This window comes from Heminiphilus faecis (assembly GCF_008728965.1).
GTDB classification, from domain to species: Bacteria; Bacteroidota; Bacteroidia; order Bacteroidales; family Muribaculaceae; genus Muribaculum; species Muribaculum faecis.
This window is the reverse complement of sequence record NZ_VSMC01000014.1, coordinates 26,106-45,849: the sequence shown is the minus strand read 5'-3', so window position 1 is coordinate 45,849 and position 19,744 is coordinate 26,106. Positions and strand designations below refer to the sequence as shown.

General features: G+C 45.5%; 17 protein-coding genes. 14 read left to right on the top strand and 3 right to left on the bottom strand.

The features are described 5' to 3' along the window. Window positions 1-8: 8 nt before the first annotated feature. Window positions 9-536 carry an RNA polymerase sigma factor gene (locus FW767_RS07495; protein ID WP_317133120.1) on the bottom strand — a complete coding sequence of 176 codons (528 nt, stop codon included), beginning with the start codon at window positions 534-536 and terminating at the stop codon, window positions 9-11. Beyond that, on the bottom strand, window positions 526-1,215 hold the full coding sequence (locus FW767_RS07490) for a DUF6249 domain-containing protein (protein WP_121699429.1): 690 nt from the start codon (window positions 1,213-1,215) through the stop codon (window positions 526-528). Before FW767_RS07490 ends, FW767_RS07495 begins: the two co-directional genes overlap by 11 nt. A gap of 204 nt (window positions 1,216-1,419) precedes the next feature. Between FW767_RS07490 and FW767_RS07485 the strand changes: the two genes are divergently transcribed. From FW767_RS07485 to lon, 6 genes are all read left to right on the top strand, one after another. Then, window positions 1,420-2,880, top strand: coding sequence for a capsule assembly Wzi family protein (locus FW767_RS07485; protein ID WP_121699428.1), 1,461 nt, complete (start codon window positions 1,420-1,422; stop codon window positions 2,878-2,880). Beyond that, on the top strand, window positions 2,877-3,275 hold the full coding sequence (locus tag FW767_RS07480; protein ID WP_205523859.1) for a lipocalin-like domain-containing protein: 399 nt from the start codon (window positions 2,877-2,879) through the stop codon (window positions 3,273-3,275). Before FW767_RS07485 ends, FW767_RS07480 begins: the two co-directional genes overlap by 4 nt. Window positions 3,276-3,366: 91 nt before the next feature. Next, window positions 3,367-5,802 carry a bifunctional aspartate kinase/homoserine dehydrogenase I gene (thrA, locus tag FW767_RS07475; RefSeq protein ID WP_121699426.1) on the top strand — a complete coding sequence of 812 codons (2,436 nt, stop codon included), beginning with the start codon at window positions 3,367-3,369 and terminating at the stop codon, window positions 5,800-5,802. Between the two features lie 43 nt (window positions 5,803-5,845). Next, a complete protein-coding gene (locus FW767_RS07470; protein WP_121699425.1) occupies window positions 5,846-7,054 on the top strand; it encodes a cofactor-independent phosphoglycerate mutase in 1,209 nt (402 codons plus the stop codon). A gap of 13 nt (window positions 7,055-7,067) precedes the next feature. Next, window positions 7,068-8,372 (top strand): threonine synthase, encoded by a 1,305-nt coding sequence (gene thrC / locus FW767_RS07465; RefSeq protein WP_121699424.1) that lies wholly within the window; start codon window positions 7,068-7,070, stop codon window positions 8,370-8,372. Between the two features lie 3 nt (window positions 8,373-8,375). Further along, a complete protein-coding gene (lon, locus tag FW767_RS07460; protein WP_121699423.1) occupies window positions 8,376-10,802 on the top strand; it encodes an endopeptidase La in 2,427 nt (808 codons plus the stop codon). A gap of 69 nt (window positions 10,803-10,871) precedes the next feature. Here lon and FW767_RS07455 read toward each other — a convergent pair whose 3' ends face one another. Continuing rightward, on the bottom strand, window positions 10,872-11,297 hold the full coding sequence (locus FW767_RS07455) for a DUF5606 family protein (RefSeq protein ID WP_121699422.1): 426 nt from the start codon (window positions 11,295-11,297) through the stop codon (window positions 10,872-10,874). 88 nt (window positions 11,298-11,385) lie between these two features. Between FW767_RS07455 and FW767_RS07450 the strand changes: the two genes are divergently transcribed. From FW767_RS07450 to glf, 8 genes are all read left to right on the top strand, one after another. Then, a complete protein-coding gene (locus FW767_RS07450) occupies window positions 11,386-11,940 on the top strand; it encodes a hypothetical protein (protein WP_121699421.1) in 555 nt (184 codons plus the stop codon). Between the two features lie 2 nt (window positions 11,941-11,942). Then, window positions 11,943-12,395 (top strand): SsrA-binding protein SmpB, encoded by a 453-nt coding sequence (gene smpB, locus FW767_RS07445; RefSeq protein WP_121699420.1) that lies wholly within the window; start codon window positions 11,943-11,945, stop codon window positions 12,393-12,395. A gap of 27 nt (window positions 12,396-12,422) precedes the next feature. Continuing rightward, on the top strand, window positions 12,423-13,649 hold the full coding sequence (locus FW767_RS07440) for a glycosyl hydrolase family 8 (RefSeq protein ID WP_205523858.1): 1,227 nt from the start codon (window positions 12,423-12,425) through the stop codon (window positions 13,647-13,649). Window positions 13,650-14,321: 672 nt separating this feature from the next. Further along, a complete protein-coding gene (locus tag FW767_RS07435) occupies window positions 14,322-14,933 on the top strand; it encodes a UpxY family transcription antiterminator (protein ID WP_150980452.1) in 612 nt (203 codons plus the stop codon). Then, window positions 14,934-15,764 (top strand): hypothetical protein, encoded by an 831-nt coding sequence (locus FW767_RS07430; protein WP_121699417.1) that lies wholly within the window; start codon window positions 14,934-14,936, stop codon window positions 15,762-15,764. Window positions 15,765-15,788: 24 nt separating this feature from the next. Next, entirely contained in the window at window positions 15,789-17,297 is a 1,509-nt protein-coding gene (locus FW767_RS07425; protein WP_150980449.1) for an oligosaccharide flippase family protein, read from the top strand. Between the two features lie 2 nt (window positions 17,298-17,299). Continuing rightward, window positions 17,300-18,604, top strand: a complete 1,305-nt coding sequence (locus FW767_RS07420; RefSeq protein WP_121699415.1) for a polysaccharide pyruvyl transferase family protein — start codon at window positions 17,300-17,302, stop codon at window positions 18,602-18,604. Window positions 18,605-18,615: 11 nt separating this feature from the next. After that, the gene (gene glf, locus FW767_RS07415; RefSeq protein WP_121699414.1) at window positions 18,616-19,743 is read left to right on the top strand and encodes a UDP-galactopyranose mutase; all 1,128 of its coding nucleotides are present in this window, start codon (window positions 18,616-18,618) and stop codon (window positions 19,741-19,743) included. Window position 19,744 lies beyond the last annotated feature (1 nt).

The following is a 19,744-nucleotide window of genomic DNA, read 5'->3' as shown; positions in this document are numbered from 1 at the left end:
CTGCGTTTTTAGTTTTCTAATACTTTAGCCATTTTTACTTTGGCTCTTGCTATATGGGATTTCACCGTGCCGGCGGGCATCCCTGTTATTTGGGCTATCTCTTTTATGGGGCGGTCTTCCATATAAAATAACAAAACTACCGAACGTTCGTTTTCGTTGAGCGCCGCTATGCACTGTTCGAGATCCATTCTTGCATCGTCGCCGAGATGCGGACTTATATCGCGTTTGTCGGTCATATTGTCATCAAGGCGAAACTCACGGGTCTTTCTAAGATAGGTGTAGTATTCGTTGTAGGCTATGCGGTAGAGCCAAGTCTTAAACCGAGCCAGTCCCTGATAAGAACGTAGCGACAGGTAGGCTTTTATAAATGTTTCTTGGGCCAAGTCATCGGTTAATGATACGTCGCCAAGAGTGAGATTGAGCAGGAAGCGACGCAGCCCGTCGTTGTATTCTTCAACCAATCGCTCAAATGCGTGCCGGTTGTCACCGGCCACGCATTGTGCGATAAGTTTGAGTTCTTCCCACTTAGTCAGCATTATTCTGTAGTGAATTATCTGTATTATCGATTGTGCTGCCGTTGCGCTTTTTGTGCTCGTACAGGAAGTAGGCCAGCAACTTGCCCAGACCAATTATAAACGGAATGAAGCATAGGTAGGCGATAGCTTTAGTGTTGATTATCATAAAGAACAGGAACAGTCCTACAGCCCATGCTATATACGTGACAGCCGATTGTAGACGTTCACGGGGTACGTGGGTTATGAAAAACTCTTTAGGCAGCGCGTAGCCGGAGGATATGGCCTCGCGTATCAGATTGTTGCGGTCGCGTTTGCTACGGAATATGAAGTAACAGATGAAATACCCTATTAGTATCGGAGTCAGAAAAGCACCTGCAATTGCCAGCCCTCCGCATATTATTGATACCAAGTATTCACCGCCTAAACCTTCGTTGTCCTCGACATCAATCTGCACCGTCATTAACACGTTGCCCTTGCCGTCGGGTGTAAGTTGCGACTTGTCTATGTCCAATGACGTGTTGTTGCCGTTTTCGGCAAGAATCACGATGTCATTAAACGACGAGTCGTTCAGTTCGCTCACAATCTGCATTAACTCATTGACGATTTCATCGCGAAGCATCTGGTTGTCGTTCTGGGTATGACATGCGGAGCACACAGCAAGGAGTACAACCGACAGAAGAGGTAAAATGATACGTTTCATAATTAAATAATAGTTGTTTGAATTTCGTTGTTTTTACCCTTAGATGCAGCTATATGCCATAAAGGTTGCACTCCGACGGAAAAATTTTCACAAAATTACTCTTTTGTTTTCTATACCGGTAGCTAACATACATATATAATTATAGGTTATTTGGTCAAGTTGCTTAATTTGGCTAATTTTGCATCGGAAATCATTCTGTTTAATATGAATTTTTTGACACATTTGAGAAAATTATGTCTGGTAGCGGTTGTTGCCTGTGCATTTTCGGCGTCAGCTATTGACAGTCTACGCTATAGCGTGGAGGGGGAAGTGAGTTTCAGCAATGGGCAGAACACACCGTTTTGGCTTGTGAATAACATGCAGGGGTTGTCGTCAATAAAGAAAAACAACGGATATCTGCGTGCGGGTATATTCCGTGATATTGAGAAGGACAAACGCTTTTCGTGGGGCGCGGGAGTCGACCTTGCCGGCGCTTACAACTTTACATCGTCATTTATAGTCCAGCAACTTTATGCCGAGATAAAATACCGTTGCCTCGGCGCTATGATAGGCAGCAAGGAGATTTACGGAGAGTTCAACAATCCGCGTCTTAGCAGCGGTAACCTGCTGTATTCAGGCAATGCACGCCCTGTGCCGCAGGTGAGGGTAGGAATACCCGACTATACGATAGTGCCTCATACCAAGAACTGGCTTGCCGTGAAGGGGTATGTGGCTTATGGCATGTTTACCGATGACAACTGGCAACGCGATTTTGCCGCTCCCGGCACCAAACGCACCAAGCATATACTATATCATTCCAAAGGCTTGTTTCTTAAGGTGCAGAACCTTGACAAGTTTCCGGCTTGGTTTGAAGGTGGCCTTGAGATGGCGGCGCAATTCGGCGGTAGGTCATTTGACGGTAATAAGTGGATTGACATGCCCAACAGCTTAAAGGATTTTCTGAAGGCATTCATTCCGTCAAGCGGCGGGGCAAACACTCCGAAGGGCGAGCAGACCAACTGCTATGGCAACCATGTCGGAAGCTGGAACGCTCGCATCGGATGGAACATAACCCCGAAGTGGAATGTGGGCCTTTACTACGAGCATTTTTTTGAGGACCATTCCCAGATGTTTTTTGATTATGACTGGCGCGACGGTTTATGGGGTGTCGAGGTGTCATTTCCCGAAAATCCGGTCATCGCCACATTGGTGTACGAGTTTCTTTATACAAAGGATCAGAGCGGTCCTGTGTATTGGGATCATACTCCCGAGATTCCCGAGCAGGTCAGCGGACGTGACAACTATTACAACCACTACATATATACCGGCTGGCAGCACTGGGGCATGGGCATAGGCAATCCGCTGATAATATCGCCTATATATAATCGCAACGGGCAGATTGTGTTTCGCAGCAATCGTGTCATCGGACATCATTTAGGCTTCATGGGGCGCCCTACTAAAGAGCTGGAGTATAGGGTGCTGCTGTCGTATACCTGTAACTGGGGTACATATGAAAAACCTCTTAAAGACGTATTGTCCAATGCCAACGGATTGTTTGAGATAACTTATAGTCCTAAATGGCTTGAGGGAATGTCGGGTACACTGTCATTCGGTGCCGACCGCGGAGGCATGCTCGGACATAGCTACGGCGCAATGTTAACATTAAGAAAAACAGGATGGTTATGAAATATTTAAACAGATATACGGTTTTTGCCGTTTTCTTGACGGCCATTGTACTTATGACAGGCTGTCGTAAACGATCTATTAACGGAGACCTTGACGGACAGTGGCAGATAATGGAAATAACATTGGCTGACGGTACGGTTGAAAATCCCGAACAATATTATTATTGTCTGTACCTCCACACAGTCAATCTAACCAATGTTAAGGGTGCGATGATAACCGGTAATATGGAGTACGGAGGCAATACTCTCACGCTTAAATTTCCTACCAATGAGGCGTCTTCAATGCTCCGTTGGGGTATTGATGCGAAGGAAACCACATTTGAGGTAAAGCATCTTTCACATAGCGGCATGACACTGCACTCTGATTATGCCACTATTGAGTTTAGAAAATTTTAGTCGGCAATGTAAAAATGTAAACGACAGTTTTTAAAAGACGTGCGTTTACACTAACTTTGCACTATACAATGATATTACATTAAAATTTGAAATGAAAGTTCTTAAATTTGGCGGCACATCGGTAGGCACGGTCGAAAGCCTGCGAAATGTCAAGGCCATTGTCGAGAGCTGTACCGAACCGGTCATCGTAGTGGTGTCGGCACTCGGCGGCATCACCGACCAGCTTATAAATACGGCCCGGCTTGCCGCTAAAGGCGATATCGGCTATCTTGAGAGTTATGCCCGTATAGTTGAGCGGCATCAGCAGGTGATTGAAGGCATAGTTCCGGGGCCGTCTCGACTTGATGTACAGTCGATAGTAAATCCTCTTCTTGAGGAGCTTGGCAACATATATCGCGGAGTCAGTCTGATAAAAGACCTCAGCGACCGTACTCTCGATATAATTGTAAGCTATGGCGAGCGGTTGTCGTCAGTCATTATATCTCGGGTCATTGAAGGAGCTGTTCACCTTGACAGCCGCAACTTCATAAAGACTGAAAAGCAGTGGGACAAGCACGTGCTTGACAATGACGCCACTCAGGTGCTGATCCACGATATATTTGACCGTCTCGACTTCAAGGTGGCCTTGGTGCCGGGCTTCATAGCGAGCGATGCCGAAGGCAACATCACCAACCTCGGCAGGGGTGGTTCCGATTATACGGCTGCCATACTTGCCGCCGCCCTTGATGCCGCTGTCCTTGAAATATGGACTGATGTCGACGGCTTCATGACCGCCGACCCGAGGGTCATAAACGGTGCGCTTGTCATAGATCATCTGTCATTTACCGAAGCTATGGAGTTGTGCAATTTCGGAGCTAAGGTTATCTATCCTCCTACGATCTATCCCGTATTTCACAAAAACATACCTATACATATAAAAAATACTTTCAATCCGTCGGCTCCGGGTACGTGCATCAGTGAGCAGCATCCGTCGTCTGAAGGTAAGGCTATAAAGGGCATTTCCTCAATCAATGACACCTGCCTTATTACGGTCGAGAGTCTTAGTATGGTGGGGGTGATCGGTGTGAATGCACGTATATTCACGGCTCTTACCAAGCACGGCATATCTGTGTTCTTGGTTAGTCAGGCGGCGAGTGAGCATACCACATCCTTTGCGGTGCGTAATGCCGATGCCGACCATGCGATCAGCGTATTGCGTGAAGAGTTTGCCGCCGAACTTGCGGCGGGTACGTTCAACAACATAAGCGCCGAGCCCAATCTCGCCACGGTGGCGATTGTAGGTGAGAATATGAAGCATACCACCGGTATAGCCGGTAAACTGTTCAACACACTCGGCCGCAACGGTATAAGCGTCATAGCCTGCGCACAGGGCGCATCGGAGACCAATATATCGTTTGTTATCGAACATAAGAACCTCCGTAAGGCGCTTAACGTAATCCATGACAGTTTTTTCTTATCTGACACTCAGGTCTTAAACCTGTTTGTTGTCGGAGTGGGAAATGTGGGCCGCCATCTTCTGGCGCAGATCCATGCCCAGCAGGAAAATCTGTTGGAAAAAAAAGCGTTGCGTCTCAGATTGGTTGGTCTTGCCAATTCGCGTAAATGTGTATTTACACGCGACGGTATCGATACCGAGAACTATCATGAACTGCTCGAAAATTCCGATATTGAGGCTACACCTGAAAATATCAGAAACGGAGTGATAGGGATGAATATATTCAATTCCGTATTTGTCGACTGCACATCAAGCCGGGAAATCGCCGCGTTGTATGCCGACATGTTGAGTCATAATATAAATGTGGTGGCGGCTAACAAGATTGCCGCATCCGATCGTTATGATGAGTATGCGAAGTTGAAAAACATAGCTCGTAAAAAAGATGTGAAGTTCCTGTTCGAGACAAATGTCGGTGCCGGTCTTCCTATTATCAATACAATAAACAATCTTATTAATTCCGGCGACCGTATACTTAAAATAGAAGCAGTGGTCAGCGGCACGCTCAATTACATATTTAATGTGTTGAGTACCGATGTGCCTATGAGCCGCGCCATAATGATGGCCAAAGAGGCAGGATACAGTGAGCCTGATCCTCGTACCGATCTTAGCGGCAAGGATGTGATAAGAAAACTTGTCATTCTTGCTCGTGAAGCCGGTTATAAGGTAGAACAGGAGGATGTCGTGGCCGATTTGTTTATTCCGCAACGTTTTTTCGAAGGAGAACTGTCTGATTTTTTCAATGACATAAAAGAACTTGACGGCGAGTTTGAGAAAAAGCGTGCCGAGGCCGAGACGTCAGGAATGCACTTCCGTTTTGTGGCCCGGCTTGATGACGGAAAAGTCAGTGTCGGATTACACACAGTGCCCTCGTCACATCCGTTCTATCATCTCGAGGGTAGCAACAATGTGATACTGATAACAACCGAGCGCTACAACGAATATCCGATGGTCATAAAGGGCTATGGTGCCGGAGCGGAAGTTACCGCCGCGGGGGTGTTTTCTGATATAATAGGCATTGCTAATATCAGATGATGATGCCGGCTACATACAAATAACCAACCTGTAGTATATATAGATGAAGTATTTGATAGTATTGGGCGACGGTATGGCCGATGAACCTGTCGATGCACTCGGAGGCAGGACCCCTCTTGAAGCTGCCGACACTCCTGTAATGGATATGTTGGCAGCCAAAGGCTGCACCGGCCTTTTTCATACAGTGCCTGACGGATTTCATCCCGGTAGCGAGGTCGCTAACATGACGGTACTCGGGTATGATGTGAACGAGGCATTTGAAGGTCGTGGCGTTCTTGAGGCGGCGAGCATGGGGGTTGATATTCCTGAGGGATATATGGCCATGCGCTGTAATCTTATAACCGTTAATGACGGTAGGATAAAGAATCATTCAGGAGGACATATCTCTACCGAAGAAGCTCGGGAACTTATACAGACATTGCAGGATAGTCTCGGGAGTGACCGTATTATGTTTTATCCCGGAGTATCTTATCGTCACCTGCTTCTTATAAAAGATGGTGACAAACGTCTTGACTGTACGCCGCCTCATGATGTGCCCGGAGCTGTAGTATCGGAGGTCATGGTAAAACCGTTGTGTGTCGAGTCGGAGTCCACAGCACATATACTTAATGAACTTATCGTTGAGTCGCAGCGTATATTGTCAGAGCATCCTGTTAACCTGCGTCGTATAGCGGAAGGTAAAGAACCGGCCAACAGTATATGGCCGTGGTCGCCGGGTTATCGCCCGTTTATGCGTCACTTGAGCGACACTTATCCCATACGGCGGGGAGTGGTAATATCGGCTGTTGACCTCATTTTCGGTATAGGACGCTATGCCGGGCTTGAGCCTGTTCATGTCGATGGAGCCACCGGTCTGTATGATACCAATTACGAGGGTAAGGCGCAAGCCGCCATTGATGCGTTGCGTGCCGGGAATGACTTCGTGTTTCTTCATGTAGAAGCAAGTGATGAAGCGGGTCACGAGGGCGATGTCGAGTTGAAGGTACGCACAATCGAGTATCTTGACAGACGCATACTCGCGCCGATTGTGGAGGTTGCTGATACCATGGATGAGCCGCTTGCTATAGCCGTGTTGCCCGATCATCCTACACCGTGCCGTCTGCGTACTCATACTTCCGATGCGGTGCCGTTTCTTATATACCGGCCCGGAGACAAGCCTGATGCCACTCAGGTCTTCTCGGAGGCGGCCGCCGCGAAAGGAGCATACGGAACTGTAGCCGGTGATACGTTTATGAACTTACTGATAAAATAAACATAACTATATAATGAGATATTACAGTACCAACAAGACATCACCGACAGCCTCGCTTAAAGAAGCTGTGGTGCGTGGGCTTGCTCCTGACAGAGGGCTCTACATGCCTGAACGCATAACGACTATTCCCTCCGCGTTTTTCAAGCATATAGGGGAGATGTCGCTTGGTGATATTGCCTATGTTGTAGCTAATACGCTTTTCGGGGAGGATATTGACTCTTCGACGTTGAAGAATATAGTCAACGACACACTCAACTTCGAAATACCGTTGGTAAAAGTTGGCAATGACCGTTATGCGCTTGAACTGTTTCATGGTCCTACTCTCGCATTCAAGGATGTTGGCGCGCGTTTTATGGCGCGTCTGTTAGGATATTTCAATGAGCGTGAAGGACGCGGAACGGTAAATGTGCTTGTAGCCACGTCGGGTGATACAGGCAGTGCCGTGGCTAACGGCTTTCTTAATGTTGAGGGGGTTAAAGTACATGTGCTTTATCCGAAAGGCAAGGTAAGCAAAATTCAGGAAGCGCAGTTCACCACACTTGGAGCCAATATTACCGCACTGGAGGTCGACGGTACGTTTGATGACTGTCAGGCTCTCGTTAAGTCGGCGTTTATGGATAAGGAGCTGAATGAAGCGATGAAACTGACTTCGGCTAACTCGATAAATGTGGCACGTTTCCTGCCTCAGATGTTTTATTATTTTCATGCCTACGCACAGTTGGCACGTGCCGGTGTGAATCTTGACAATATTGTTGTGGCTGTACCGAGCGGTAATTTCGGCAATATCTGTGCCGGTCTGATAGCAAAACGCATGGGCCTGCCGATAAAACGTTTTATTGCCGCTAATAACAGAAATGACGTATTTCTTGAATATCTCCTGACCGGCAGTTACAATCCGCGGAAATCGGTGGCTACCATAGCTAATGCCATGGATGTCGGCGATCCGTCCAATTTTGCCCGTATACTTGACCTTTACGGAAATTCTCATGAAGCTATAACAGCTGATATATCAGGATGCAGTTATGATGATGGACAGATCAAGGCTACACTTCGTTCAGTTTATGATACAGACGGATATCTTCTTGACCCGCATGGTGCCGTAGCATACAGAGCGTTGGCCGAATACATGCGTCCCGGTGAAGTCGGGGTTTTTCTTGAAACTGCGCATCCCGCCAAGTTCAAGGACACGGTTGAGTGTATAATAGACCGACCGGTTGAAGTGCCGGCTAAACTGGCCGCATTTATGAAAGGAGAGAAGTCTACGGTTAAAATGCCGGCCCAATTCCCGGCTTTCAAGAAGTATTTAATGCATTGTTAGCAGATGAACAACGGAACAGATAAAGATAATCCGCGCATAATATCGTTGGGGCAGATTGAGATTAACCCTGACAAATTTAACAGTGAGCCTAATCCGGACGCTTTGCCGATACTTGCCACACAGAATCTTGTGCTTTTCCCGGGAGTAACAACTCCTTTGGCATTGGTGAGAGAACAATCCAAGCAGATTGCTCAGATGGCTTATGAGACAGGTACACCGATCGGTGTAGTGTGTCAGCTTGATCCGGAAGTTGAAAATCCAAGTATCGATCAACTGCAGCAGTTTGGTGTGGTGGCCGATGTGCTGAAGATATTTGATTTGCCTGACGGTCAGCGTACGGCTCTTGTAAGAGCGCGTAACAAATTTCAGGTCCTCGGGTATTCAGACCGTTATTCTTTTGACGGACGCATACATCTGAAAGTCATGATGCTTAAGGAGCAGAAGCCTCGTAAAAATGACATGACTTTCCCGGCTATAGTAAAGGCCGTAAAAGAACTGATGCTTAAATTGCTCCGTAATATGGAGGGAGCTCAGGATTTTGTTCACAACATACAGAATTATCCCGACTCCGTGGGGCTTATCAATATGATATGCAGTCAGTCGCCTTTTTCATCAAGTGTCAAAGGCGCTCTGCTGGCTGAGAATAATATAAAAGAACGAGCTCGCACACTTTTGCTGGAACTTACCGAACAGGAACATATGCATGAGGTGGCGCAGAAGATTCAATCGCAGGCGCGTGAGAACTTCGAGCAGAACCAGCGTCAGGCGTTTCTTCAGCAGCAGATGGAGGCCATTCGTCAGGAATTGTATGGTGACACGGAAGATGAACTTGATTCACTTCGCAAAAGAGGGGAGAAGGTCAATTTCACCGATGCTGCGGCAAAAGTATTTGCCAAGGAGCTTGACAAGCTGGCTCGTCTGAATCCGCAAAGTCCTGATTATTCCGTACAATATACCTATCTTGAGACTTTGCTCGATTTGCCGTGGCAGAAGTATTCCGAATTGAACACAGACCTTCAGCTTGCACGTGACATCCTTGACAAAGAGCATTACGGACTGCCTAAAGTAAAGCAGCGTATTCTTGAACAGATAGCCGTGCTTATGAATAATCCCGGCGGCAAGTCGCCGATCATATGTCTTGTAGGACCTCCCGGGGTAGGTAAAACCTCTTTGGGCCAGTCGATTGCCAATGCCTTGGGGCGTTCATATCAGCGTGTTTCGCTTGGCGGTCTGCATGACGAGGCTGAGATACGCGGGCATCGTCGTACTTATATAGGTGCTATGCCGGGACGTATAATAGATGCGATAAAGCGTGCCGGTGACTCGAATCCGGTGCTTCTGCTTGACGAAATAGACAAAATAGGCAGTGATTTCAAAGGCGATCCGTCGGCGGCGCTTCTTGAAGTGCTTGATCCGGAGCAGAACTGCCGTTTCCATGACAATTATGTCGATGTGGATTACGACTTGTCAAAAGTCTTGTTTATCGCAACGGCCAATACACTGTCCACTCTGTCGCAGCCGCTTCTTGACCGTATGGAGATTATAGACCTTGCCGGATATTTGCTTGAGGAAAAGGTAGAGATTGCCGTACGTCATATAATACCTCGCATCATAGCGGAGAACAATCTCGGTTCGAAAGATATAAAGATTGCACCGGAGACGATTGCCGTAATCATTGAGAAGTATACATCGGAGAGCGGTGTTCGTCAGCTTGAGAAGGAGATTTCGAAAATCGTAAGAAAAGTGATTTTGGAAAAGATGCTTGGCAACAAGGTTCCGTCCAAGATATTGCCGAAGCATCTTAATGCATTTCTCGGTGTGGAGAAATTTAACAAGGACCGTTACGAGGGCAATGAATTTGCCGGAGTCGTTACCGGTCTTGCTTGGACTGCGGTGGGGGGCGAGATTCTGTTCATTGAATCTTCTCTGTCAAAGACTAAAGGCGATAAACTTACTCTGACTGGCAACCTCGGCAATGTCATGAAAGAATCAGCGGCAATAGCCTTGCAGTATGTGCGCAGTCATTCCGCTGAAATCGGCATTGATGACGAACTGTTTGAAAAATATCAGCTACATCTTCATGTTCCCGAAGGAGCTATACCAAAGGACGGACCATCGGCCGGTATCACAATGGCCACATCTATAGCTTCGGCTTTCACTCAGCGTCGTATAAAATCGAAACTCGCCATGACCGGCGAGATAACTTTACGAGGTAAAGTGTTGCCTGTCGGCGGAATAAAGGAAAAGATACTCGCCGCCAAGCGTGCCGGAATAACCGATATCGTGCTTTCCGTTGAAAATCGTAAAGATATAGCTGACATTGATGCGGTTTATGTCGACGGACTTACATTTCATTATGTCAATACCGTCATGGAGGTATTTGACATAGCACTGTTGCCTGAAAAGGTTGACAATGCCATAGCTCTATAAACAGGTAAGGAGCTGTATCGGTGCGTAATGGCCCGATGCAGCTCCTCTCTGCTTTAGGTGTATACTGTTTTATTCTTCGGCCTGTTCTTCAGCCGGAGCCTCTTCTTTTTCAACGAAGTCGGTTATACCTGCGGCTACAAGCAGGTTGTACCAGTTAAACACTTTCTTTATATCGTTGGTGTACACACGGTCTTCGTCAAAGCCGGGCAGTATCTCTTTGAAGTACTTGCGGAGTTCATGATCGTCGCTGAATGATTTCACGTCGACCTCCTTACCTTCGTTCTTGGTCTTTATCGTTTCCAATACATCGCCGAGGGGCACGTCATCTTCTGTTGTATAGATGGCGATATCACCGAGCGATATCACTTTGTCATGGGCGTAAGCGGGCGTACGCTTGCCGGTTGCGAGAGCTTCTACAATAAGCATGTTTTTGCCTTGGCTCACCAGCTTGAAAAGTCCGGGCTTTCCGGCAATTGCTAAAATTGTCTTTAACATATGGTATTTTATTAAAAAAATTTCGTAAATACAAAATTACTGTTTTTTTAAGATATATTGCTAACTTTGCGGTATCAAATTGCTTCTGATGTTAAAGTTTTTAGGACTTCTCATACAACTTATTATATCTCCCGCCAAAGGATGGGAGGACATTGCCGCCAAAGGTGATGATCCGCGAAAGATATGTGCCGAAGGGTTTTATCCGCTCCTTGGCATAACCGCTTGCACCGTGTTTATAAGGCACTTTTATGACATTGATGCCGGACTTATTGAGCTTGTGCAAAGGGCTATAATAACTTTCATAGCCTATTTTGCGTCATATTTTTTTGCGTCATTCATGTTCTCGGTATTCGGTCGGTCAATGGTCGACGGTGAATTGAATGAAAAGAAGTATCACACATATATTATATATAATCTGTCATTGTTGGCTGTGATATCTGTAATAGGCAACTGTATACCGATGGAGCTTTCCGTTGTACAGTTTTTGCCTGTATTTGTATTGCTGGTTATGTGGATGGGCGCACGATATATGTGCATAAAAGATAACAGTGGCGTGAAATATATATTTTTAAGCACAATTTCCATCCTGCTTCCGCCTTATGTGCTTGAATTTTTGTTTAGAAGATTATTACTGCACGCTTGATTATGAATGCTAAGGATATCAACATAAAGAATCGCAGGGCCAGCTTTGATTATGCGATTACCGATACTTTCACCGCCGGCATAGTGTTGACGGGAACAGAGATTAAATCTATACGTCAAGGCAAGGCAAGTCTTGTCGATACGTTCTGCTTTGTAAATAACGGCGAGGTGTGGGTTAAAAACATGTACATCGCCGAGTATTTTTATGGCACGTACAACAACCATGCCGAACGCCGCGACCGTAAATTGCTCCTTAATAAAAAAGAGATTGCAAAACTTGAAAAAAACGGCAAGGAAACCGGATTCACTATCGTGCCCCTGCGCTTGTTTATAAACGAGCGCGGTCTTGCCAAGCTTGTAATAGGCATCGGTCGCGGTAAAAAAGAATACGACAAACGCCAGTCTATCAAAGAGCGTGAGGACAAGCGCTCTATGGCACGCCTGTTTGAAAAATAAAAAGGATACATATATAATATGAACTTAATGATGAACATAGCCCTACGTCTGACCTTGACAATCGCTGTCGTGTTGACTGCATTTCCCATGTCGGGCGAGAATCTATTTACAACACTTCTCGGTAAAGATAGGGAAGAGGTGGATAGGCGTATAGATGACTTGTGGCACCATTTTTTCACTCCGGGCGATTTGGACCGTTACGATCGTGATGGCGAGAAGAGCGTATATTATCTGTCTGATGACGGTATGGCCTTTATAATGGACACCGGAAACAATGATGTGCGCACCGAGGGTATGTCGTATGGAATGATGATAAGCGTTCAGCTTGACAGGCGCGATGAGTTTGATCGGCTCTGGTCGTGGAGTAAAGCCAATATGGCCTATGATAAATCCACACCGTGGGACGGATATTTTTGCTGGCAGTGCGACGCGGAAGGCAATAAGATAGGTAACAGCAACGCTTCCGACGGCGAATTGTATTACGTCACATCATTATTGCTTGCGGGGCAGCGATGGGATGAACCCCTTTATACCGATGAGGCCAATGCTATACTTCATAAAATAATGAACAAGAACGGAGAGGCGACAGGAGTCTACAACCTGTTTAACTCCGACAATTATATGATAACGTTTGTGCCCGATAGGGGCGGATACTATTTCACCGACCCGTCATATCATCTGCCGGCATTTCTGCAGATGTGGTCGGCCACCGCTGCCGATAATCGTGATTTTTGGGCTAAAGCCGCATCAGCATCTCGATCTCATCTTATAGATGCCGCCCATCCTGTGACCGGACTTTACCCGGACTACAGCAATTATGACGGTTCTCCTTTCCGCTGGAAATATTCTGGTTATGACACGTCTATGTACATGTACGACGCTATCCGTTGTGCCATGAACGTGGGTATGGACTATTACTTGACCGGTGAGGATAAAGAACGGCAGACCGACGGTATGCGCCGATTGCTTCGCTTTTTTAAAAATGACGGCTTCAGGCACTCTCGTTTCACTCTCGACGGTAAATATTCAGAAGGAGAATACAGCGTAGGTATGGCGGGCGCAAATGCCGTGGCCGCTTTTGCGCTGGCTTCGTCAGATGACGAGGCTGATCGTGAACTTGCCAAGGAGTACGTTCAACGCCTTTGGGATGTTGAGCCGCCTACCGGAAAATACCGTTACTATGAGGGGATGGTCTATTTCCTCTCGATGCTTCATGTCTCCGGACATTTCTCTTTGGATTTCCGCAATAAATAAACCGACTCGGCATCGGTCGGTTTCGGCCGTCAATGTAAAAAAACGGTTGTTTAAATATAACTCTTCTTGTAGGAGCGCCGGTAATACATCGGCCGGTTCCGGACTATATGGCCATACGGATAAACGGACGCCATGGTATTGGCGGACCTGCTTTCCGACAGGACGTTAACTCTTCAAACGGGTTTTGCATCTGACCTGCTAAATATCCTATGTGATGATGTTTTGTGTAGCAACATGCTGAGTCTGTTAAAGACTCAAGCTATCTGTTAGTCGGGTACGAAGTGCCCGGTTAGTGATACACCATTCGGTTTCGAGTCTGAAAAAGAATTGTGCTTATTAATCATCTCTTGTAAACATGGAGCGAGAGTCATTGACTGACTCTTTTATGGTGTTTTACCGCTCTGATTCGGGGACTTCGTCCTCGGCTTACAGAGGCGAAAGCCTTTACCGGCTTTTGATGACTATAAAATGCAACTCTCTTTATAAGAGATTGTGATAAGTAACAATGTACTTGTAATTCAGTAAATTACGCCCACAGAGCTTCTCTTTTCGATAAACACTCACTTGTTTGAGCCAATTGTATATAATTTTTCATGTCCAAATTACGCTGTTTAATAAATAATTGCTAATTTTGCATACGATTAAGTATCTCTTATAAAGAGATTGTGACGTATGGATATTAATTCCATAAATATCAAAACTGAATCACACATTGTTACGCCGGAATCTTTTGATGTCGGCAGCGCCGTAGGCGTGGACAAAAGGTATTGGTTCATTGCTATTGTTAAGAACAATACCGAGAAGTCGGCGGCGCAAAAACTCCATAAAGCGGGCTACGACTGCTTTGTTGCCACACAAAAAGATGTCAGGGTATCGCGCACCGGACGGCGCGTATCTGTCGACCGTGTGGTCATCACTTCCGCTGTATTTATATATTGTACAGAGTGTGAGCGCAGAATTGTAGTCAACGAGCCATACATATCGCGTTTCCTCACCAATAAAGCCGCCGCGTCGACTGTAGGCGGCAGGCCTGTGGCCACTATTCCCGAGGTGCAGATTAGAAATCTGCGCTTCATGTTAGGCCATTCCGACACTCCGGTAGGTCTTGTCGACCGTACTTACGGACGAGGCGACAGAGTCAGGGTAATCCGCGGCAGCTTGTGTGGACTTGAAGGCGAGGTCCTTGTGTCAAATGAAGGGCAAAGTGAACTATTGGTCCGTCTTGATATACTCGGGTGCGCCAAATGCGCTATCGATCTTGTTGATGTCGAGCCTATACGCTGAATGATAACCGACGTTTTAACGACTTACAATATCCCTGACTGCTCTGTCGTCGACTATACCGACGGCAATAAAGTGTTCGGTGCCGGTCACCTGCTGCTTTCGCTGATGCAGCGTACAGCCCCATACCGCACTCGCGATGTGGCTCCCGCACCGCTTTCTGCCGTGGTTAAAGAGGCCAAGCATTGGATAGACGGGGTAGAGCGATACATTCATACCATACCGCCCCACCTTGTACTCACGGCACTGTATCCGTTTGATCTTGTGTATAGAATGGCTTTTCACCGGCCTGCATCAATGAAGTTTCTTAACCGTTGGTACACGCATGTATTCAATGCCAAAGTTAAAGGCGACCGTCAGATATCCGATTCCGCATTGCTTGGGGTCATATCGGCCCGACTCTCACGTCGCGATCCATTGTATTTCGATCGACCGCTGTTGTGGTACTCATCCACGCTTGACCGATGGATGAAGCTCTGCGCCGGTTCGGCGGAGTTCGCTGACATGACTCTTGATGAAGCTTTAAGCATAGCCACATCGCTTATCGACAATGACCTGATTGCTTTCGTGCCTGATCAGGATGCGTTCAAGCACAGACTTGCCGCCGACTATGCATCACGTCTTGACGACATTGATGCCGGCGACGCCGATACTCTCCGTGCCGCTTTTCACTTTGTGCGCACCGCCCGCTACCGATACATAGCTGCCGACTGCGCCGCTCACCTTGAACTGCATCTCCTCCGCCAGCTCTCCCGTAACCCCAACCTCGACCCCAACGACCGCCAAGCCTACGGCCTCGACCTCGACTACCTCCTCGCCCCCTCCCTCGACTAATTTCATACATAAGTCTGTTTAGACGTGAATCAGCTAAAAGCCGGTGTAGTCTTAAACTATGTGATTATCGCTCTCAACACTTTAGTTGGGTTGGCTTATACTCCTTATATGCTTCGGTGTTTGGGACAAAATGAGTATGGGTTATATTCACTGGTAGCATCTGTAATTGCATACCTTACAATATTGGATTTTGGTTTTGGTAATGCTATAATACGGTATACAGCTAAATTTCGTGCGGAAGGAAAAAAGAAAGAACAATGGGAGATGTTTGGTATGTTTCTTATTGTATATTCAATCATAGGAATCATTGCATTATGTGGTGGCTTAGGGCTTTATTTTAATGTTGATGAGTTGTTTGATAATACAATGACGATGTCAGAACTTAATCAAGCGAGATATATGATGTTGCTTCTGACATTTAATCTGGCATTTACATTCCCATTAAGTATTTTTGGCTCAATAATATCTGCTTATGAAAATTTTGTGTTTCAAAGGGTTGTAAATATAATTCGTATAATAATTTCTACCGGTGTTCTGATATTAGTTCTTGCTGTAGGATATAAAGCTGTAGCTTTAGTCATCGTTCAAACAATCTTTAATCTTGTAACACTTATATTGAATTTAATTTATTGCAAGCGGAAACTACATGTCAAAATTATATTCGGCAAACTCAATTGGACTTTTATAAAAGAAATTGCGACATACTCATTTTGGATATTCTTGAATGCAGTAATGGATAGAATTTATTGGGGAACAGGGCAATTCGTTCTTGGGGCCATATCCGGTACATTAGCTGTCGCAATTTTTTCAGTAGCAATAATGCTTCAACAAATGTACATGCAATTTTCTACATCCATAGCGAGTGTATTATTGCCGAAAATGACAGCTATGGTTGCCAAGAGTAATAATCATAAAGAAATTTCAGATTTATTTATTAAGACAGGACGGTTGCAAGGTATAGTAATGCTTTTTATCCTTTCGGGTTTCATCGTGTTTGGAAAAAGTTTTATAATCTTATGGGCGGGAAGTGGTTATTTAGACTCTTATTATATTACATTGATTTTTTTTGTAGCTCTATTTGTTCCGCTAATACAGAATTCGGGAGTTACTATTTTGCAGGCGCGTAACCAGATGAAATTTCGATCGTTATTGTATGTTGCAATTTCAGTTGTTAGTCTCGGGTTCCAATTGTTTTTATCGAAAAAGATGGGTCCTGTAGGATGTGCCATCGCAATCGGAGGTGCATTGATTATAGGACAAGGTATCATAATGAATCTTTATTATAAACTTTATCAGAACATAGCAATAGGCGTATTTTGGAAAGAAATAATAAAAATGCTACCAATTCCAATAGTATTTACATTAATGGGTTTAATATCATTAAATTATTGTGATTACTCCGAGCCTATATCATTGGTTGTCGGCATACTTACATATACTGTGACTTATTTAATCTTGTTTTTCTTATTCGGTATGAATAAGTTAGAAAAAGAATTGTTTATAAAACCGATATTAAGATTTGTAAAACTTTAGATATGAGAATTTTATACATAGGTGATAATCGTATACGAGGTAATTATGGATGTAGAGCGACAAGTACGGCTCTGTCATTAATTGTTGGATCAAAACATTCAATCGTAGGTCGAGTTACGGGCAATGTTACATTTTTATTTCCTCGTATAGTGTACTTTAAATACTTTCCATCATTTATATATAAAATTCTAGGTAAACTAAAGTATTGGAATAAAGTGCAGCCATTTGCGGCTAGAGTTTGTTACAAGTTGCAACAAGTGACTAAAAAAGCTGAATGGTTTGATTTCATCTCTCATGATATGGAGAAATCCATAAAAAATTTGAAAAAGTGCTTACCTGCGAATCCTGTTTTATCAGAGTTGAATATTGACCAATATGATTTTGATGCAATGGTCGTAAATGGGGAAGGGTCATTTATTTTCTGTACGCCACAATGGCGAGAGCCATTGGTAATGACAATGTGCATGTATTGGGCTGAAAAATTGGGTAAAAAAGTATTCTTTATGAATGCGATGTTTTCTGATAGACCCAATAATACACGCAATGAAAAGACTCTTGCATTAGTAAATGAAATACTTGGGAAAGCGGAATTGGTAGTAGCAAGGGAAAATATATCATTTAATTATGTAAAAGAACATCTGCCTGATGTAAAGCCGGTATTAATACCCGATGCATTGTTTTCATGGTATAATTTGGTTAATGATAGTCATGTAATTGATAATGGTAAGTATTATTTATCCCATGATGCCGAATGTGATGAAGCATATTATAATCTTGATTTTACAGAACCATATATTTTAATATCCGGATCTTCATCTGCTAAAATAACAATTGATGAAGAACAGGCAATATCTAGCTACAGTTCTTTAGTGAAAGAATTACGAGCTAATTATAATGGTAATATTTTTTTGATACAGGTTTGCGAGGGCGATACCTTTTTAAAAGAGGTCTCTAAAAAAACGTCTGTACCATTGATATCAATGGAGACGCCTATAATCGCCGCCGCTAAGATTTTAGCAAATGCACAGGCTTATGTGTCAGGCCGATATCATCCGGCAATAATGGCTTCATTGGGCGGAACACCATGTGTTTTTATGGGCTCTAATTCACATAAAACATGGAGTCTACAGGCCTTATTGGAATATGATAAGATTATGGAATATGATTCTGTACCATCAGCAGAAGAGATTAAGAAAATAGTTGCAGATACGATTAAGATTATAGGAGATTTAGAATTAAGAGATAAAATTAAACATAGAGCTAAATCTCTGGCTGATGAGGCGATGCAAATGAAAAACCTTATTTGAGGCTTACAATAATGAATCATGATTATCTGATAGTGGGGGCCGGGTTGTTCGGCGCCACGTTTGCGCATCTGGCCCGGAAGCGGGGCAAGCGATGCCTTGTCATCGACAAGCGGCCTCATTCGGGCGGCAATATCTATTGCGAGGAGATTGAGGGGATTAACGTGCACAAGTATGGGGCGCACATATTCCACACGTCTGACTGTGAGGTGTGGGATTTTGTCAACTCCATTGTGCCGTTTAACCGCTACACAAACTCTCCTGTGGCACAGGCTCCTGACGGGCGGTTGTATAATCTGCCGTTCAACATGAACACCTTCTATCAGATGTGGGGAGTCAGGACTCCCGCCGAGGCGCAGGCCAAGCTCGAAGAGCAGCGCCGCGATGCCGTTGCCGCAATGGAAGCCGAGGGAGTGACCGAGCCGCGCAATCTTGAAGAGCAGGCACTTACACTTATCGGCAAGGATATATATGAGCAGCTTATAAAGGGCTACACCGAGAAGCAGTGGGGGCGCCCGTGCACGGAGCTTCCGGCCTTTATCATACGCCGTCTGCCGGTACGTATGACCTTTGACAACAACTACTTCAACGACTCATATCAGGGCATACCCATAGGCGGTTACAACCGACTGATCGACGGACTCCTCGACGGCATCGACGTGAAGCTTGACACTGACTTCTTCGCCAACCGCGCGCATTGGGAGTCGATGGCTGACCGGATTGTGTTTACCGGCAAAATCGACGAGTTTTATGACTACCGCTTCGGCAAGCTCGAATACCGCACCGTGCGCTTTGAAACGGAGACTCTTGACGAGGCCAACCGTCAGGGCAATGCCGTGGTCAACTACACCTCGGCCGACGTGCCCTACACCCGCATCATCGAGCACAAGCACTTCGAGACCTTCGGGGCCGCCGTATATGAAAACCCCAAGACGGTCATCTCGCGCGAATACTCAACCGAGTGGCGCGACGGCATGGAGCCGTTCTATCCCGTCAACGACGCCCGCAACCAAGCCGTCTACGAGCAATACCGCGCCCTCGCCACGCAAGAGCCCAATGTAATCTTCGGCGGCCGCCTCGCCGAATACAAGTATTACGACATGGCTCCCATCATCGCTCAAGTCCTCAACCTTTTTAAATAGT

Excerpts from the sequence above, each read along its gene's own strand:
- FW767_RS07495 (WP_317133120.1), bottom strand. The coding sequence starts at position 536 with ATGCTGACTAAGTGGGAAGAACTCAAACTTATCGCACAATGCGTGGCC.
- FW767_RS07490 (WP_121699429.1), bottom strand. The coding sequence starts at position 1,215 with ATGAAACGTATCATTTTACCTCTTCTGTCGGTTGTACTCCTTGCTGTG.
- FW767_RS07485 (WP_121699428.1), top strand. The coding sequence starts at position 1,420 with ATGAATTTTTTGACACATTTGAGAAAATTATGTCTGGTAGCGGTTGTT.
- FW767_RS07480 (WP_205523859.1), top strand. The coding sequence starts at position 2,877 with ATGAAATATTTAAACAGATATACGGTTTTTGCCGTTTTCTTGACGGCC.
- thrA (WP_121699426.1), top strand. The coding sequence starts at position 3,367 with ATGAAAGTTCTTAAATTTGGCGGCACATCGGTAGGCACGGTCGAAAGC.
- FW767_RS07470 (WP_121699425.1), top strand. The coding sequence starts at position 5,846 with ATGAAGTATTTGATAGTATTGGGCGACGGTATGGCCGATGAACCTGTC.
- thrC (WP_121699424.1), top strand. The coding sequence starts at position 7,068 with ATGAGATATTACAGTACCAACAAGACATCACCGACAGCCTCGCTTAAA.
- lon (WP_121699423.1), top strand. The coding sequence starts at position 8,376 with ATGAACAACGGAACAGATAAAGATAATCCGCGCATAATATCGTTGGGG.
- FW767_RS07455 (WP_121699422.1), bottom strand. The coding sequence starts at position 11,297 with ATGTTAAAGACAATTTTAGCAATTGCCGGAAAGCCCGGACTTTTCAAG.
- FW767_RS07450 (WP_121699421.1), top strand. The coding sequence starts at position 11,386 with ATGTTAAAGTTTTTAGGACTTCTCATACAACTTATTATATCTCCCGCC.
- smpB (WP_121699420.1), top strand. The coding sequence starts at position 11,943 with ATGAATGCTAAGGATATCAACATAAAGAATCGCAGGGCCAGCTTTGAT.
- FW767_RS07440 (WP_205523858.1), top strand. The coding sequence starts at position 12,423 with ATGATGAACATAGCCCTACGTCTGACCTTGACAATCGCTGTCGTGTTG.
- FW767_RS07435 (WP_150980452.1), top strand. The coding sequence starts at position 14,322 with ATGGATATTAATTCCATAAATATCAAAACTGAATCACACATTGTTACG.
- FW767_RS07430 (WP_121699417.1), top strand. The coding sequence starts at position 14,934 with ATGATAACCGACGTTTTAACGACTTACAATATCCCTGACTGCTCTGTC.
- FW767_RS07420 (WP_121699415.1), top strand. The coding sequence starts at position 17,300 with ATGAGAATTTTATACATAGGTGATAATCGTATACGAGGTAATTATGGA.
- glf (WP_121699414.1), top strand. The coding sequence starts at position 18,616 with ATGAATCATGATTATCTGATAGTGGGGGCCGGGTTGTTCGGCGCCACG.